The organism is Cryobacterium cheniae (genome assembly GCF_004403395.1).
Taxonomy (GTDB): Bacteria; Actinomycetota; Actinomycetes; order Actinomycetales; family Microbacteriaceae; genus Cryobacterium; species Cryobacterium cheniae.
Window position 1 is genome coordinate 65,567 of sequence record NZ_SOGN01000018.1, and the last position, 16,504, is coordinate 82,070.

14 protein-coding genes and 1 pseudogene are annotated in these 16,504 nt (G+C 69.4%); 8 read left to right on the forward strand and 7 right to left on the reverse strand.

Going from position 1 to position 16,504, the window contains the following annotated elements; genetic code table 11:
- Nucleotides 1-116: 116 nt before the first annotated feature.
- The 6 genes from E3T23_RS03250 to E3T23_RS03275 all read right to left on the reverse strand — a co-directional run bounded on the left by E3T23_RS03250 (nt 117) and on the right by E3T23_RS03275 (nt 6,989).
- Complete coding sequence (locus E3T23_RS03250; protein WP_134368976.1) at nt 117-1,790, reverse strand: alpha-amylase family protein; 1,674 nt, start codon at nt 1,788-1,790, stop codon at nt 117-119.
- Entirely contained in the window at nt 1,787-2,764 is a 978-nt protein-coding gene (locus tag E3T23_RS03255) for a TIGR03885 family FMN-dependent LLM class oxidoreductase (protein ID WP_134368977.1), read from the reverse strand. The genes E3T23_RS03250 and E3T23_RS03255 overlap by 4 nt, the downstream gene beginning before the upstream one ends.
- 56 nt (nt 2,765-2,820) lie before the next feature.
- Nucleotides 2,821-3,837: a 2-phospho-L-lactate transferase gene (cofD, locus tag E3T23_RS03260; protein WP_134368978.1), complete on the reverse strand. Its 1,017-nt coding sequence runs from the start codon at nt 3,835-3,837 to the stop codon at nt 2,821-2,823.
- On the reverse strand, nt 3,834-4,805 hold the full coding sequence (locus tag E3T23_RS03265) for an ABC transporter ATP-binding protein (protein WP_134368979.1): 972 nt from the start codon (nt 4,803-4,805) through the stop codon (nt 3,834-3,836). The genes cofD and E3T23_RS03265 overlap by 4 nt, the downstream gene beginning before the upstream one ends.
- Nucleotides 4,796-5,872, reverse strand: a complete 1,077-nt coding sequence (locus E3T23_RS03270; protein ID WP_420898298.1) for a putative F420-0 ABC transporter permease subunit — start codon at nt 5,870-5,872, stop codon at nt 4,796-4,798. Before E3T23_RS03270 ends, E3T23_RS03265 begins: the two co-directional genes overlap by 10 nt.
- Before the next feature lie 91 nt (nt 5,873-5,963).
- On the reverse strand, nt 5,964-6,989 hold the full coding sequence (locus E3T23_RS03275) for a putative F420-0 ABC transporter substrate-binding protein (protein WP_134368980.1): 1,026 nt from the start codon (nt 6,987-6,989) through the stop codon (nt 5,964-5,966).
- Nucleotides 6,990-7,434: 445 nt separating this feature from the next.
- Between E3T23_RS03275 and E3T23_RS03280 the strand changes: the two genes are divergently transcribed.
- The 5 genes from E3T23_RS03280 to E3T23_RS03300 all read left to right on the forward strand — a co-directional run bounded on the left by E3T23_RS03280 (nt 7,435) and on the right by E3T23_RS03300 (nt 13,770).
- The gene (locus tag E3T23_RS03280) at nt 7,435-8,283 is read left to right on the forward strand and encodes a nitrilase-related carbon-nitrogen hydrolase (RefSeq protein ID WP_134368981.1); all 849 of its coding nucleotides are present in this window, start codon (nt 7,435-7,437) and stop codon (nt 8,281-8,283) included.
- A 13-nt stretch (nt 8,284-8,296) separates the two neighbouring features.
- Nucleotides 8,297-9,730, forward strand: a complete 1,434-nt coding sequence (gene hydA / locus E3T23_RS03285) for a dihydropyrimidinase (RefSeq protein ID WP_134368982.1) — start codon at nt 8,297-8,299, stop codon at nt 9,728-9,730.
- 12 nt (nt 9,731-9,742) lie between these two features.
- Nucleotides 9,743-10,759 (forward strand): TIGR03842 family LLM class F420-dependent oxidoreductase, encoded by a 1,017-nt coding sequence (locus E3T23_RS03290; RefSeq protein ID WP_134368983.1) that lies wholly within the window; start codon nt 9,743-9,745, stop codon nt 10,757-10,759.
- 106 nt (nt 10,760-10,865) lie between these two features.
- Nucleotides 10,866-12,200, forward strand: coding sequence for an aspartate aminotransferase family protein (locus tag E3T23_RS03295; protein WP_241977563.1), 1,335 nt, complete (start codon nt 10,866-10,868; stop codon nt 12,198-12,200).
- A gap of 70 nt (nt 12,201-12,270) precedes the next feature.
- Nucleotides 12,271-13,770 (forward strand): CoA-acylating methylmalonate-semialdehyde dehydrogenase, encoded by a 1,500-nt coding sequence (locus E3T23_RS03300; RefSeq protein ID WP_134368984.1) that lies wholly within the window; start codon nt 12,271-12,273, stop codon nt 13,768-13,770.
- 74 nt (nt 13,771-13,844) lie between these two features.
- On the opposite strand, the gene E3T23_RS03305 is transcribed toward E3T23_RS03300, so the two are convergent.
- On the reverse strand, nt 13,845-14,768 hold the full coding sequence (locus E3T23_RS03305; protein ID WP_134368985.1) for a LysR family transcriptional regulator: 924 nt from the start codon (nt 14,766-14,768) through the stop codon (nt 13,845-13,847).
- A gap of 137 nt (nt 14,769-14,905) precedes the next feature.
- Between E3T23_RS03305 and E3T23_RS15770 the strand changes: the two genes are divergently transcribed.
- From E3T23_RS15770 to E3T23_RS03315, 3 genes and pseudogenes are all read left to right on the forward strand, one after another.
- On the forward strand, nt 14,906-15,028 hold the full coding sequence (locus tag E3T23_RS15770) for a hypothetical protein (RefSeq protein ID WP_255570630.1): 123 nt from the start codon (nt 14,906-14,908) through the stop codon (nt 15,026-15,028).
- A 52-nt stretch (nt 15,029-15,080) separates the two neighbouring features.
- Entirely contained in the window at nt 15,081-15,629 is a 549-nt protein-coding gene (gene pyrE, locus E3T23_RS03310; RefSeq protein WP_134368986.1) for an orotate phosphoribosyltransferase, read from the forward strand.
- Nucleotides 15,629-16,504 (forward strand): annotated as a pseudogene (locus tag E3T23_RS03315) (hypothetical protein); the annotation flags it as partial. The gene pyrE and the pseudogene E3T23_RS03315, both read left to right, overlap by 1 nt.

Consider the following 16,504-nt stretch of genomic DNA (forward strand, 5'->3'; position numbering starts at 1 on the left):
GTAGGCGCCACAAACGGCGTGTCGCGAAAATCTCCGCCTTTACGTGCCAGCCGGGCCGCCAGCCGGGCCGCCAGCCGGGCCGCCGGCCGCGAGCCAGCCGCGCGCATCGCCGTGACTCAGTACCGGTGCGGGTCCGGCCCGTTCTCGACCCGGAGCCAGCGGTAGCCGTAGCCGTCCAGGGGGACGTCGGCCCGTCCCGTCTTGGTCAGTGGGAGTGGCTCGCCCGTGAACAGGTCGTCCAGATGCGTGGCTCCGCGGGGCGCCGGAACGGAGAAGCGAACCTCGGTCGGCTCGGAACTGAAGTTGTGCACCGCCACCACGCGGCCGTCCTCCAGGCTGAGCATGTGGGCGAGCACCGCGGGGTCCGGCTGTTCGAGCACCTTGAAGGCGCCCCAACCGAATTCCGGTGCGTCGCGATAGTGCCGAATCAGGGTCTGAATGAAGCCCAGCAGTGAATCGTGATCGCGCCGCTGGCTCCGGACGTTGACATGAGCCGGCCCGAAACCGCCCTCGACCACGCCGGCGCAGAGTTTCGACTTTGGAGCGAGGGAGAAGCCTCCGTTCTTGCCGTCGTTCCACTGCATCGGAGTGCGCACGGCCAATCGGCCCTTCTCCTCCAGGTTCTCGCCCATGCCGATCTCCTCGCCGTAGAACAGCACCGGGGTTCCCGGCAGGGAGAACAGCAGGCTGTAGACCATCCGCACGCGACGGGGATCGCCGTCGAGCATCGGGGGTAGGCGCCGCACCAGCCCGCGGCCGAACACCTGCATTCTCTCCTCCGGGCCGAAGGCGGCGAAGACCTCGGCGCGCTCGGAATCGGTCAGCTTGTCCAGGGTCAGCTCGTCGTGATTGCGCACGAAGTTGGCCCACTGCGAGTCCGGCGACCCGATCGGACGCGACTGCAGGGCGTCGATCAGCGGGGCGGCATCCGCCCGGGCCAGGGACAGGTACATCTTCTGCATACTGATGAAGTCGAACTGCATCGTCAGTTCGTCGCCCTCGGCGCCGCCGAAATACAGGGCCTGCTCGGCGCGGGGCAGGTTCACTTCGCCGAGGAGCATCCCGTCGCCGGAGCGACGTCCGAGGAACGCCCGCAGCGCTCGCAGGTAATCGTGCGGGTCCGGGAAGGCATCCTTGCCGCCGACCACACCGGTCGTCTCGAGCAGGAACGGGACCGCGTCGACGCGGAAGCCCGACAGGCCCAGCTCCAACCAGAAGCCGATCACCTTGGCGATCTCGTCGCGCACCACCGGGTTGGTGACGTTGAGGTCGGGCTGATGCTTGTAGAAGACGTGCTGATAGTACTGGCCGGTTTTCGGATCAAGTTCCCAATTGCTGGTCTCCTGGTCGGGGAAGACCGGCTCGCCCTGTGTCGCCGGCGGCTCGTCGCGCCAGACGTAGTAGTCCCGGTAGGGGGAGTTGCGGCTGGACCGGGCCGAGATGAACCACGGATGCTGGTCGGAGGTGTGGTTGATCACCAGGTCCGCGATCACACGCATCCCTCGATCCTTCGCGAGCCGGATTGTTTCGACCAGATCGCCGAGATGCCCTAGCCGGGGGTCGACCGAGTAGAAATCGGTGATGTCGTAGCCGTCGTCCCGATCCGGTGTCGGATAGAACGGCATGAGCCAGAGGCAGGTCACCCCGAGTTCGTTCAGGTAATCGATGCGGTGGGCCAGGCCGGTGAAGTCCCCGGTTCCGTCGTTGTTCCAGTCCATGAACGTCTCGACGTCGAGGCAGTACACGATGGCGCTCTTCCACCACAGATCGCTGGTGTCGGTGACCTTCACGCGGATGCCTTCCTGGTGGGGTGGAGCTGGGGCAGCACGTGCTCGCCGAACACGTCGATGAAGCGGTCCTGGTCCTGGCCCACGTGGTGCAGGTAGATCTCGTCGACGCCGAGCTCGATCAGGGAGGCCAGCCAGTCGGCGTGCTGTCCGGGATCGGGGGAGATGAGCACGGAGTCGCGCATCGCCTCCGGCGGCACATGCTTGGCTGCCTCGTCGAACGCTTCCGGGGTGTCGAGATCCCAGCACAGCGGGGGCGAGAACACGTTGGTGCGCCACTGGTCGTGCGCGATCGACAGTGCCTCGTCGGCGCTGCCGGCGTAACTCAGGTGCACCTGCAGGGCGACCGGCCCGGTGCCGCCCGCATCGCGGTAGCTGCCGATGACCCGGCGCAGCGTCGGTGCCGGCTGGGCGATGGTCGCGAGCCCGTCGGCCCAGTCCGCCGCCCAGCCCGCCGTCTCGGCGCTCACGGCGGCGGCCAGCAGGAGCGGCGGGGTCTCCGGGCGAGTCCAGAGCCGGGCACGGTCGACCCTCACCAGGCCGTCGGCGCTCACCTCCTCGCCGGCGAGGAGGGCTCGGATGATCCGCACCGATTCGAGGAGCCGTTCGTTCCGCACGTCCTTGCGGGGCCAGCCGTCGCCGGTGATGTGCTCATTGGCGGCCTCTCCCGACCCGAGCGCCACCCAGAAGCGGCCCTCGTACATGGCGGCCAGCGTCGCCGCTGCCTGCGCGATGATCGCGGGATGGTAGCGCTGGCCCGGTGCGTTCACGACGCCGAACGGGAGTCCGGTCGACTGCAGTGCGGCCCCGAGCCAGGCCCAGGCGAAGGCCGACTGCCCCTGCCGCTCGCTCCAGGGCGCGAAATGGTCGGAGCACATGGCCGCGGTGAAGCCGGCCTGCTCCGCCCGTTGCACCGCGCTGAGCAACTCGGAGGGATGGATCTGTTCGTGCGAGGCGTGGAATCCGATCACTGTCATGCCGTGACCCTAGACCGGTCGCCGGGGGGAGGTCCAGTGTCGCGCCGGGTCGGGCCTCAGGCGTGAGCGCGGTGGGCGGGGTGGGCGCCCAGGGCGCCGAGGGCCAGCGCCTCCGCGGCCAGCGCGGCGGTCGTGGGGGCGTCTCTCATCCAGAGCGGCACGGCGACCGCACGGATGCCGGCGGCCGCCAGCGCGGGCAGCGCACCGGCATCCGTCTCGTCCACCAGCCACCCGTCGAGCACACCGTTCCCGGCGCGGGAGCCGTAGTGCAGGCCCACGGCCTCGGCCGAGGTCTGCACGCCGATCGTGTTGAGGCAGGCGTCGGCCATGCCGCGCACGGCCGCGCCCGCGATGATCGGGGAGACGCCGACGACCGCGGCGGCGGTGGAGCGGAGCGCCTCCCGGATGCCCGGGACGGCGAGGATCGTGCCGACCGAGACGACCGGGTTCGACGGCGGCAGGATGACCAGGTCGGCCGTCAGGATGGCGTCGACGACGCCCGGCGCGGGCGCGGCAGACTCGAGCCCGACCTGCACGAACCCGGTCACCGGCACGGTCGCCCGGTAGCGCACCCACCACTCTTCGAAGTGGATCAGCTCGCCGGCGCGGTGCTCGTCGGCATCTATAGCCAATCGGGCATGCGTCTCGACCGGGGTGTCGCTCATCGGTAACAGGCGGGCCCCGGGCTGCCAGCGGCGGCAGAGGAACTCGGTAGCCTCGCTCAGCGTGGACCCGCTCCGGAGCAGATCGCTGCGCACGATGTGGGTGGCCAGGTCCAGGTCGCCGAGCGTGAACCAGGACCAGCCACGCCCATACGCGGCGATCTCCGCGGAGGCGCGGCGGGACTCTTCGGGACGGCCCCAGCCCTGCTCCTCATTGATGCCGCCGCCCAGGGTGTACATCACGGTGTCGAGGTCGGGGCAGACGCGCAGTCCGTCGAGCCACATGTCGTCGCCCGTGTTCACGATCACGGTCACCGTCGCATCCGGGTCGGTATCCGCCAGGTGCCGCAGCAGCCCGCGGGTGAACCGGGCGCCGCCGATGCCGCCGGCCAGAACCGTGATGGCCGTCATGCGCTGCCTCTTCCGTGCTGGGTGACCTCGGGTTCGAGGGTAGGTGGGAAAGTCGGCACCGGGGCGGCCGGAGAGAACACGATCACCGGATGCCCGCCGCGCGGATGCGGGATCACGTCACAGTCCACGCCGTAGACCTCCGCGATGGTCGCCGGCCGCAGCACTTCGTCGGGCGTGCCGGCCGCGACGAGCCGCCCGTGGTGCAGCAGCAGGATCTGGTCGCAGAACGCGGCCGCCAGGTTCAGATCGTGCAGGGCCATGATCGCGGTCAGGGCTGCGCCGTCGCCGTCGCCCGGGCCGTCGCCTTCGCCCGGGCCGTCACCCGGGCTCGCAACCGGGCCAACCCCTGTGCCGGCCCCGGCCCCGGCGCAGAGCCCGCGCACCTGCCCGAGCAGCCCGAGCTGCGCGCTCACGTCGAGGTGGTTGTTCGGCTCGTCCAGCAGCAGCAGGCTCGGTCGCTGCGCCAGCGCCCGGGCGATCTGCGCACGCTGCTGCTCGCCGCCGCTGAGGGTGTGCCAGGCCCGGTCGGCCAGGTCGCTTCCGCCGACCATTTCCAGCGATTCCTCAGCCGCCCGGTGGTCGTCGTCGCCGCCGAAGCTGCCGAGCACCCGGCTGCGGTGCGGGATCCGGCCGAGGAGCACGACCTCCCGCACCGTGAGGTCGACGCTGGGCGCGGCGTTCTGCTCGAGCAGGGCCACCCGCCGGGCGGTCTCCCGGCGGGACAGGCCCGGCACCCCGCCGGCCCGAACTCCAGGGGTGCGCGCCCTGCTGACGTGCGATCCGTCGAGTTCGACGCCGCCGGCATCCGGTGTCTCCAGCCCCGCGATCAGGCGGAGCAGCGTGGATTTGCCGGCCCCGTTGGGCCCGAGCAGCCCGGTCACCGCCCCCGTGGGCACGACCGCCGACACGTCGGTCAGAATCGGGGTGCCGTTGATGCGGAACGACACCCGGTCGAGGATCACGACCATGCGGCGGCCTTTCTGCTCTTGATCAGCACGATGAAGACGGGCACGCCGATCAGCGCGGTGATGATGCCCACGGGCAGCTCGCGCGGGTCGAACGCCGTGCGGGCAAGCGTGTCGGCCACGATCAGGAACAGGGCGCCGAGCACCACGGTGAGCGGCAGCAGGCGGCGGTGGCCTGGTCCGCTCAGGCCGCGCACGAGGTGCGGCAGGATCAGGCCGACGAAGCCGATCGCCCCGCTCACGGCCACCATCGCGCCGGTCAGCAGGGCCACCGCGCCGAGCAGCATCCACCTCGTGCGGTTGACGTTGATGCCGAGGGATGCCGCGGCCGTGTCCCCGAAGGTGAACGCGTCCAGGCGGGTGGCCGAGAGCACGATCCCGGCGCCGACGACGATCAGGGCGGTGCCCGAGATGACGACGCTGGACCATGAGCTGCCGGCCAGCGAACCCAGCAGCCAGTTCAGGATTTCCCGGTAGGAGTCGCCCTTGGCCGCCCAGAAGATGATGAAGGCGGTGCCGGCTCCGCCCAGCTGAGCGATCGCCAGGCCGGACAGCACCGCGCGACCGGGCGTGATCGTGCCGCCGACCCGCGCGATGCTGAGCGTGGCGACGAGGGCGGTCAGTGCGCCGAGGAACGCTGCGGCGGGCAGCGCCACGGCCACGCCGAGGATGATCACGCAGACCGCGCCGAGCGAGGCACCGCTCGACAGGCCGAGCAGGTAGGGGTCCGCGAGCGGGTTGCGGGTCACCGACTGCATGACCGCGCCGCTGAGGGCGAGCCCTGCCCCGACCGCCGCCGCGGTCAGCACGCGCGGCAGACGCAGTTGCCACACGATCGAGTCGGTCAGCGGGGCCACCTCGGCGGCGCCCGGCAGGCCGAGGTGCCCGGCCAGGCTCCGGGCGACATCCGTCAGGCTGACCTCGGCCGGCCCGATCGTCACGGCCACTCCCGCGGCGAGCACGAGGGCCAGCATCGACAGGGCGAGCCAGGCCAGGTAGCGCGCGCGCCCGGCACCGCGACGGGTCTGGGTCGCCGTTCGCTCCGCCTGCTGCAGCTCCACTGAATTCACCTGCCTCGTCCGCCCTGCTCTGGTCCGCCCTGGGGTGCTCTGGTCCGCCCTGACGTGCTCTGCCCTGACGTGCCCTGTGTGCCGGGAGCGGTCAGTTCGCCGTCGTCGGGTCGAGGACGGCGAGCTGTTCGATGGTGGATGCGGCGGCCTCGACGTTGCGAATACCGGCCTCGGTGGCCGCGAACGGCAGCACGATGTAACGCTTCGCCTTCACGGCATCGAGCTGCTGCGTGGCCGGGTTCGCTTCGAGGTTCGCGATCTTCGACGCCGCGGTGTTCCAGGTGGCGTCGACGAGAACGATCACGCTCGGGTTCGCCTCGATGACCGATTCCCAGCCCACCGAGGTCCAGGTGTCCGCCACGTCCGCGAACACGTTGGTCAGGCCGGCGGCCTCCATGATCATGTTGGGTGAGCCGATGCCGGCACCCACGTAGGGGGTGTCGGTGCCACTCGAGTACCAGAGCGCGGTGGTGTCCGCATCGGTCGGGTTAAGGGCCGCGAGGGTCTCCTCCTGGTCGGCCACCAGGTCGGCCGCGGCCTCGTCGGCTCCGAAGATCGTGCCGGCCTCGGTGATCTCGGCGAACACGGAGTCGAAGGTGAGCGGGTCGGGCATGTAGCCCTCGCCCTTGCAGGCGGCGGGGGACACGTAGCTGCCGATCCCGAGGTCGGTGAGGCCCGCACGCTCGCCCACGCCCTCGGCCGAGAAGTTGGACTCCCAGCCGCCGTAGACGAAGTCGGGCGTGAGGCCCAGGACGGCTTCCTGGCCGGGCACGAAGTCGCTGACCACGAACAGGTCGGCGCCGGCCTCCTCCAGGGATGCCGGTAGCGGGCCGTCGAGGAACGCCGAGCCCACGATACGGTCGCCCAGGCCGAGCGCGAGCAGCAGCTCGGTCGTCGACGACTTGATCGTCACGATGCGCTCGGGCGCGGCCTCCACGGTGACGTCGGTGCCGCAGTTGTCGATGGTGACCGGGTAGCCCCCGCCCGTGCCGGCGGTCGCGCCCGGCGCCCCGCCGGGCTCGGCGGCGGGACTCGGAGTGGCGCATCCGCTCAGCAGCAGGGCGCCCACGGCAACGCCCACCAGAAGTGAACCGCGGAAAAAGTGTACTTGGGACATGAAACCGATCCGGTTCAGGGTCGCGAGAGCGGGTGAATCGTCGGTATGAGCGCGTCATAGCGACGATTCACCCGCTCTCGCGAGCGCAGGGAGAGCTGCAGGGCAGGGAGGGTGCGACCGAGGGAGTGTCGGCGACCTGCCGCCCAAGTCAGAGGAGGCTCAACCGGTCAGAGCCAACCGGCGGTCTTCTTCCAGCCTAGGCCAGAACGCCGGCGCGGCCCATCCCGCGGGCTCCGCGAGCGCCGCTGGCGCCGCGGGCACAGGAGGGCGGGGGGAGACGGAGGTTCCGCCGGCGCCGGCCGTCCCGGACTCTCCGGCCGGATAAACACTTGCCACCGGCTGATTCGCTCGACAGGATGAGGAACGCGCGCGTCGCGAAGAAAACAAACACGGACAGTGTCGTTCGGCCTGACGTTGTTCCGTCCCTGGCGAATGTGGAGACAAGATGACTGTAGTTCGGGCAGCAATCACCCAGACCGAGTGGACGGGTGACCAGGAGTCGATGATCGCGAAGCACGAGGGATTCGTGCGCTCGGCCGCCGAAGCGGGAGTGCAGGTGATCTGCTTCCAGGAGCTGTTCCACGGCCCGTACTTCGGCATCGTGCAGGATCCCCACTACTACGAGTACGCGCAGAGCGTGCCGGGCCCGCTCACAGAGCGGTTCCAGAAGCTCGCCGCCGAATACAAGATGGTGATCGTGCTCCCCGTCTATGAGGAGGAGCAGCCCGGCGTGCTCTACAACACGGCCGCCGTGATCGACGCCGACGGCCGCTACCTCGGCAAGTACCGCAAGCACCACATCCCCCACCTGCCGCAGTTCTGGGAGAAGTTCTACTTCCGCCCCGGCAACGCCGACTATCCCGTCTTCGACACCCTGGTCGGCAGAATCGGCGTCTACATCTGCTACGACCGGCACTTCCCGGAGGGCTGGCGTGTGCTCGGCCTGAACGGTGCCGAGATCGTCTTCAACCCCTCGGCCACCAAGCCCGGCCTGTCCAACCGGCTCTGGGAACTCGAGCAGCCGGCCGCCGCGGTCGCCAACCAGTATTACATCGGCGCGAACAACCGGATCGGCACCGAGACCGAGGAGTTCGGCGACGAGGCCGTCACGTTCTACGGCAGCTCCTATTTCGTCGACCCGCGCGGCAACTACGTCGGCGAGGTGGCCTCGGCCGACACCGAGGAGATCGTCATCCGCGACCTCGACCTGGGCGCCATCCGCGAGGTGCGCAATTCGTGGCAGTTCTACCGGGACCGCCGTCCCGACTCCTACGGCCCGATCGTGGCACCGTAGCTCGGGGCGCGCCATGAAAACCCTGATCCAGAACGGCACCGTGGTCAGCGCGACCGGCCGGGTGCAAGCGGATGTCCTCATCGACGGCGAGGTCATCGTCGCCGTTCTGGCACCCGGCTCCGCCCTCCTCGGAAACGACCTCGCCGCATCCGTCGACCGGGTGATCGACGCCGCCGGCAAGTACGTGATCCCCGGCGGCGTCGACGCGCACACGCACATGCAGCTGCCCTTCGGCGGCACCGCCGCCAGCGACACGTTCGAGACCGGCACCCGGGCCGCGGCCTGGGGAGGCACCACCACCATCGTCGACTTCGCGGTGCAGAGCTACGGCCAGCGGGTCTTCGACGGTCTCGCGGCCTGGCACGAGAAGGCCGCCGGCAACTGCGCCATCGACTACGGCTTCCACCAGATCATCGGCGACCTGAACGAAGACTCGTTGCAGGCGATGGACGGGCTGCTGGGCGAGGGCATCTCCAGCTTCAAGCTGTTCATGGCCTACCCCGGTGTCTTCTACTCGGACGACGCGCAGATCCTGCGCGCCATGCAGAAGTCCGCCGACACCGGGCTGATGACCATGATGCACGCGGAGAACGGCCCCGCCATCGACGTGCTCGTGAAGCAGCTGCTCGCAGAGGGTAAGACCGATCCCTACTTCCACGGCGTCGCGCGCGCCTGGCAGCTGGAGGAGGAGGCCACGCACCGAGCGATCATGCTCGCAAACCTCACCGGGGCGCCGCTGTATGTGGTGCACGTGAGCGCCAAACAGGCCGTGGAGCAGATCGCCACGGCCCGGGACCTGGGCCAGAACGTGTTCGGCGAGACCTGCCCGCAATACCTCTACCTGTCGCTCGAGGAGAACCTCGGGGCACCCGGGTTCGAGGGCGCGAAGTGGGTGTGTTCCACGCCACTGCGCTCGCGGGCCGAGGGCCACCAGGACCACCTGTGGCAGAGCCTGCGCACCAACGACATCCAGATGGTCTCCACCGACCACTGCCCGTTCTGCATGAAGGGCCAGAAAGAGCTGGGCCTCGGCGACTTCTCGAAGATCCCGAACGGCATCGGCTCGGTCGAGCACCGCCTGGATTTGCTCTACCAGGGCGTCGTGAACGGCCGCATCTCGCTCGAACGCTGGGTGGAGATCACCTCCACCACGCCGGCCCGGATGTTCGGCCTCTACGGCCGGAAGGGGGTCATCCAGCCGGGCGCGGACGGCGACATCGTGATCTACGACCCGAACGGCCACACCTCGATCGGCCTGCCCGTCGACGGGAACGGCAAGACCCATCACATGAACATGGACCACTCGGCCTGGGAGGGCTACGAGATCGACGGTCACGTCGACACAGTGCTCTCCCGCGGCAAGGTCATCATCGACGACAACTCCTACCTCGGTGCCAGGGGCGACGGCCGGTTCGTCAAGCGCGGCCTGAGCCAGTACCTGATCTAGACGGGACCCCAGATGGACTTCGGAGCAGTACTGCAGACCAACCCCCCATCCGCCCGCACGGTGCAGCTGGCGAAATTGGCGGAGGCGCACGGCTTCAGCCACGTCTGGACGTTCGACTCGCATCTGCTCTGGCAGGAGCCCTATGTGATCTACAGCCGCATCCTCGCGGAGACGGACCGGATCATCGTCGGACCCATGGTCACCAACCCGGGCACCCGCGACTGGACGGTGACGGCGTCGACCTACGCGACCCTGAACGAGATGTACGGCAACCGCACCATCTGCGGCATCGGCCGCGGCGACTCGGCGGTGCGCGTGATCAACGGGGCGCCCACCACCCTGAAGACGCTGCGGGAGTCGGTGCACGTCATCCGGGAACTCGCGAACTCCCGGGCGGTCGAATACAACGGCGCGACCCTGCAGTTCCCGTGGAGCCGCGGGTCGACCCTCGACGTCTGGGTGGCCGCCTACGGCCCGCTGGCGCTGAAGCTCGCGGGCGAGGTCGGCGACGGCTTCATCCTGCAGATGGCCGACCTCGATGTGGCCGAGTGGATGATCAAGACCGTGCGGGAGGCCGCGGCGAACGCCGGCCGTGACCCCTTGTCGGTCAAGTTCTGCGTGGCCGCGCCGATGTACATCGGGGACAACTGGGGCCATATGCGCAACCAGTGCCGCTGGTTCGGCGGCATGGTCGGCAACCACGTCGCCGACATCGTCGCCAAGTACGGAACGGAATCGCAGGTGCCGAAGGCGCTGACCGATTACATCATCGGCCGGCAGGACTACGACTACAACGCGCACGGCCGCGCCGGCAACCTGCACGCGGAGTTCGTGCCCGACGAAATCATCGACCGGTTCTGCCTGCTCGGCCCCGCGAAGGACCATATCGAGAAGCTCGAGGCCCTGCGCGCCATCGGCGTGGACCAGTTCGCCGGCTACCTGCAGCACGACAACAAGGAAGAGACGATGCGCGTCTACGGGGAGACCGTGATCCCGGCGATGGCCGAGCACATCGTGGCGAAGAAATGACCCCGATCGATGGAAATGGCGCGGACTTCGAGCCGATCGACGTCACACTGAAGGGGAACGATCTCCGATTCACCATCTCAACGCAGAGAGAAAGAACCCGATACTCGTGAATGACATCACTTCCCCCAGCGCCACGGCCAGCCGGAACGAGCTCGCCTACGACCTCGACCGGGCACACGTCTTCCACTCCTGGTCGGCGCAGGGCGCCCTGAAGCCGCTGGTGATCGCCGGCGGGCAGGGTTCCCGGGTCTGGGATTACGACGGGCGCAGCTACCTGGACTTCTCCAGCCAGCTCGTCAATGTGAACATCGGCCACCAGCATCCGGCCGTCACCGCGGCCATCATCGAGCAGGCCGGCCAGCTTGCCACGGTCGCCCCCTCCACCGCGACCCTCGCCCGCGGCGAAGCCGCCAAGCGCATCGTCGAACGGGCGCCAGAGGGCTTCAACAAGGTCTTCTTCACCAACGGCGGGGCGGATGCGATCGAGAACGCGATCCGGATGGCGCGCCTGCACACGGGCCGCGACAAGGTGCTCTCCACCTACCGCTCGTACCACGGCAACACGGGCGCGGCCATCGTCGCGACCGGCGACTGGCGCCGCATCCCGAACGAGTTCGCCCGCGGGCACGCGCACTTCTTCGGTCCCTACCTTTACCGCAGCGAGTTCTGGGCGACCAGCCCCGAGCAGGAGTCGGAGCGCGCCCTGCGCCACCTGGAACATGTGATCCAGAGCGAGGGACCCGCGGGCATCGCGGCGGTGCTGCTGGAATCCATCCCCGGCACCGCCGGAGTGCTCGTGCCGCCGCCCGGCTACCTCGCCGGCGTGCGGGCCCTCTGCGACCGCTACGACATCATGCTGATCCTCGACGAGGTGATGGCCGGCTTCGGCCGCACCGGCAACTGGTTCGCGTTCGACGGCTTCGACGTGGTGCCTGACCTGATCGCCTTCGCGAAGGGCGTCAACTCCGGTTACGTCCCCACCGGCGGTGTGATCATCTCCGATTCCATCGCTCACGACTTCGACACCATGGTCTACCCCGGCGGCCTCACCTACAGCGGCCATCCGCTGGCGATGGCGTCGATCGTGGCGGCCTTGGACGCCATGGAGAACGAGGGCATCGTGGAGAACGCCGCCCGGATCGGGCGTGACGTGCTCGCGCCGGGGCTCGCTGCCCTGCAGGCGAAGCACAAGGTCATCGGCGAGGTGCGCGGGGTCGGCGTGTTCTGGGCGCTGGAACTCGTCGCCGACCGGGAGACCCGCCAGCCGCTCAGCGGCGTCGTGATGGGGCGGATCAAGTCGGAGCTGCTGGCCCGCAACCTGCTGCCGTTCCTGGCCGAGAACCGCATCCACGTGGTGCCGCCGTGCGTCGTGACCGACGCCGAGGTCGCCGAGGCGCTCGCCATCTACGACGAGGTCCTCAGTCTCGACCTGCTCGGCTGACCGCACAGCCCAGCCCAGCCTCGCCACGCCAACCCACCTTGCTGAAGAGAATGAAGAGAGCCGAACGCCCATGACCGAACTGCCCGTCATCACCCACTGGATCGACGGGGCCCCCGCACGGGGGGCCTCGACCCGCACCGCGCCCGTGTTCAACCCGGCCCTCGGCGCCGTCGCGAAGAACGTGCTCCTGGCCGGCACCGGCGACGTCGCCACCGCCGTCGCCTCCGCCCAGGCCGCGTATCCACTCTGGCGCGACACATCCCAGGCCAAGCGCCAGGGCATCATGTTCAACTTCCGCGAGCTGCTGAACGCGCGCAAGGGCGAGCTGGCCGACATCCTCACCGCCGAACACGGCAAGGTGACCTCGGATGCCCTCGGCGAGATCGCGCGTGGCCTCGAGGTCGTCGAGTTCGCGCTCGGCATGCCGCACCTGAGCAAGGGCGAATACTCCGAGAACGTGTCCACGGGCGTGGACGTCTACACGCTGCGCCAGCCGCTCGGTGTGGTCGGCATCATCAGCCCGTTCAACTTCCCCGCCATGGTGCCGCTCTGGTTCTTCCCGATCGCGATCGCGGCCGGCAACACGGTCGTGCTCAAGCCCAGCGAGAAGGACCCGTCCGCGTCCAACTGGATGGCCGCCCTGATGACCGAGGCCGGCCTGCCCGACGGTGTGCTCAACGTCGTGCACGGCGACAAGGAAGCCGTCGACGCCCTCCTCGTGCACCCCGACGTGCAGGCGATCTCGTTCGTCGGCTCCACGCCGATCGCGAAGTACATCTACGAGACGGCCGCCCACCACGGCAAGCGCGTGCAGGCCCTCGGCGGCGCGAAGAACCACATGCTCGTCCTGCCCGACGCCGACCTGGACCTGGCCGCCGATGCCGCGGTCAACGCCGGATTCGGCTCGGCCGGAGAGCGTTGCATGGCGATCAGCGTGGTCGTGGCCGTGGAACCGGTCGCCGACGAGCTGGTCGCGAAGATCACCGAGCGGCTGAAGGGCCTCAAGGTGGGCGACGGCATGCGCGGATGCGACATGGGGCCGCTGATCACGAAGGTGCACCGCGACAAGGTTGCCTCCTACATCGACCTGGCCCAGACCGACGGAGCCGAGGTCGTCGTGGACGGCCGCGGCATCGAGGTGGACGGCGACGCGAGCGGTTTCTGGCTCGGCCCGACCCTCTTCGACAAGGTCAGCACGGAATCGGACGTCTACCTCGACGAGATCTTCGGCCCGGTGCTCTCCGTCGTGCGGGTGGCCAGCTACACCGAGGGGCTCGACCTGATCAACCGCAGCCGCTACGGCAACGGCACGGCCATCTTCACCAACGACGGCGGCGCGGCCCGCAGGTTCCAGAATGAGGTGCAGGTCGGCATGGTCGGCATCAACGTGCCGATCCCCGTGCCCGTGGCGTACCACGCGTTCGGCGGCTGGAAAGACTCCCTGTTCGGCGACGCCAAGGCCTACGGCCCGGCCGGGATCGCCTTCTACACCCGGGAGAAGGCCATCACGAGCCGGTGGCTGGACCCGAGCCACGGCGGCATCAACCTGGGCTTCCCGCAGAACGCCTAGCGCTCCAGCGGTCGCGCACGCCGCCCCGTCGGGGTCTCGCCGTCGGGGTGCCCGAGGCGGGCGACGTGCCCGGACTAGGGGATGAGGGCGTGCTGGGCCTGAACGCGGGCGGCCTCGGTGCGCAGCACCTCGAGCACGGTGCGCACGGCCAGGCGTTCGGCCCGGTCGGGGCGCATCAGCGCCACGATCTGCCGTTCGGCGTCCACCCCCCGCAGTGGCTTGAGCACGAGCCGGCCCGGCTGGTCGCCGCCCCAGGTGTACCGGGGCACCAGGGCGATGCCGAGACCCGCCACGACGAACGCCTCGATCACCCGCAGGTCGGCGAATTTCTGGGCGATGGTGATCTGGCTGCCGGCCTTCTGCTCGATCTGGTGCAGGATGCGCTCGAACGGGTAGCCCTCCGGGGCGCCGATCCAGGTCTCACCGATGACGTCCGCAGGGGTGATCCACGACCGGGAGGTCAACCGGTGGCCGGCCGGCAGCCCGACGTCGAGCGGCTCGGTCATCAGCGGAACCACCGTCAGGCCGCGGCCGCCCCACGGGACCTGGCCGCGCAGGCTGTAGGCGAGCACGATGTCGTACTCCGCGGTGAGGGCGGGGAAGTCACTCAGTTCCGGATCCTTGTCGGTGCAATTGACGACGAGTCCGGGCACGGCAGAGATACTCCTCACCGCTCCCGGCAGCAGCATCTCGCCCGCGGTCGGAAACGTGACCAGGCTCACCTCGCCGGTGGCGTCGTTGCGAAACTCGTCCCAGACCGCCCGGGCGCGGGCCAGGGCGACCGCGACATCCGTTGCGCTGCGCGCCAGGGCGCGCCCGGCATCCGTCAGAATGAGGCCGCGGCCGCTGCGCTCCGTGAGCGGCAGTCCGGCCTCGCGTTCGAGCACCTTCAGCTGCTGCGAGACAGCGGATGGCGTGCGGTGCGTCGCGCGGGCGACCTCGGTGATGCTGCGGCGTTCGGCCAATTCGCGGAGCAGTTCGAGTCGTTGGACATCCATGTAGCAACGCTACACACTCCGTACAGAACAATGCGATTGTGCTGCAAAGTTAAAGGTGATGAAATAAATACGTCGAACTCGTGCAATGGTGCCTCCGTCTCCCCGACATCCACTCCCATTTCACGAAAGGTACGACCGTGTTTGTTCTTCTCGCCGTTCTCGTTCTCATCGCCATCGCCTCCATCGCTGCCGTCGTCGTCGACGTGCACAAAGACGGATTCCGCCGCGTTCCCGAGCGCAAGTTCGTGCGCATCTTCTAGAGCGTCGCCTGCCCTCGGGCTCTCCGACCGCTCGATGGCCTAAACTCGTCCTGTGACGGACACACGCCAGCAACTCATCGCCCATATCGCGGCCGAGGCCGTTTTCCACGGGGATTTCACCCTGACCAGCGGCAAAAAGGCGACGTATTACGTCGACCTGCGCAAGGTCAGTCTCGACCACCGCGTCGCCCCGTTGATCGGCCAGGTCATGCTCGACCTGATCGCGGACATCCCGGATGTCACCGCAGTCGGCGGCATGACCATGGGTGCCGACCCGGTGGCCGCTGCCATCCTGCACCAGGGCGCGGCCCGCGGCGCCGCGTACGACGCGTTCGTCGTGCGCAAGGAACCCAAGGACCACGGCCGGGGCAAGCAGGTCGAAGGACCCGACCTCGCCGGCAAGCGCGTCGTCGTGCTCGAAGACACGTCCACCACCGGCGGTTCCCCGCTGGCGGCCATCGACGCACTCCTCAAAGTCGGCGCGATCATCGCCGGTGTCGCCGTCGTGGTCGACCGCAACACCGGTGCCCGCGAAGTGATCGAAGCCGCGGGCTACCCGTACTACGCCGCGATCGGCCTTGAGGACCTGGGGCTGAACTAGTGCCCAAGGACGAGGTGCCCAGCGAAGACGGAATGAACTGGCTGGCATCTCAGCTCGGTGACGGTGCGCGCCCGGCCCTGCCCGACGAATACGCTCCCCGCCAGTCGCCGCGGTGGCCGAGAACCTCCCGCATTGTTCCGCCGGCACCCGTCGTCGAGCCGTCGCACACCGGCGTCTTCCTCTGGGGTCTGAAGCCGACCTCCCAGCCCGATCCTCGGCTCGCCAAGGCCGCCGCCCGGGCCGCGGCCGCGGCGGAGGCCGCAGCCGCTGTCATCCCGGCCGCCCCGGTGCCGTCGTCGGTGCCGTCGTCGGTGCCGTCGTCGGTGCCGTCCACTCCGACCGGATCCGTGCCCACCACGACAGCGGCGCTGTTCGTCGTGACGCCCGCGAACCCGGCGCACGCTGCGGCGGTCGCGGCTGCCGTCGCCTCTGCCTCTGCCTCTGCCACTGGCGCCGCCGGCGCTACGTCCGCCGCCGCGGCTGCGTCGTCCGAGCCGACCCCAGCCGAGCCGACCCCAGCCGGCCCGGCCTCGCCGTCAGCCTCGGAGCCGGGCGTTCCGGTGTCCGAACCTCTGCCGCCCGTCGAGGCTCCCGCGCCCCTGATGGTGCCCGGCGGCCCGGACGAGGTCGACCGGAGCGGCAGCATCCGTTCGCAGAAAGCCGATCCGACGCCGACGCCGTGGTGGGCCACTCTCACACAGTCGCCGCTCGAGCTGACCGCCGAGGAGGTCGCGGCCGCGGATCTCCTGGCCGGGCGCACGCCGCCTGCTGCGGCCCCCGCGCCGGCCCCGCGGACGGCTCCGGTCTCCGCCCGCGGTCGTCTGCGGGCCCGTGTGGCCGCGTCGCTGTCGACTCCGGCCCCCCTCGCGGGCAGG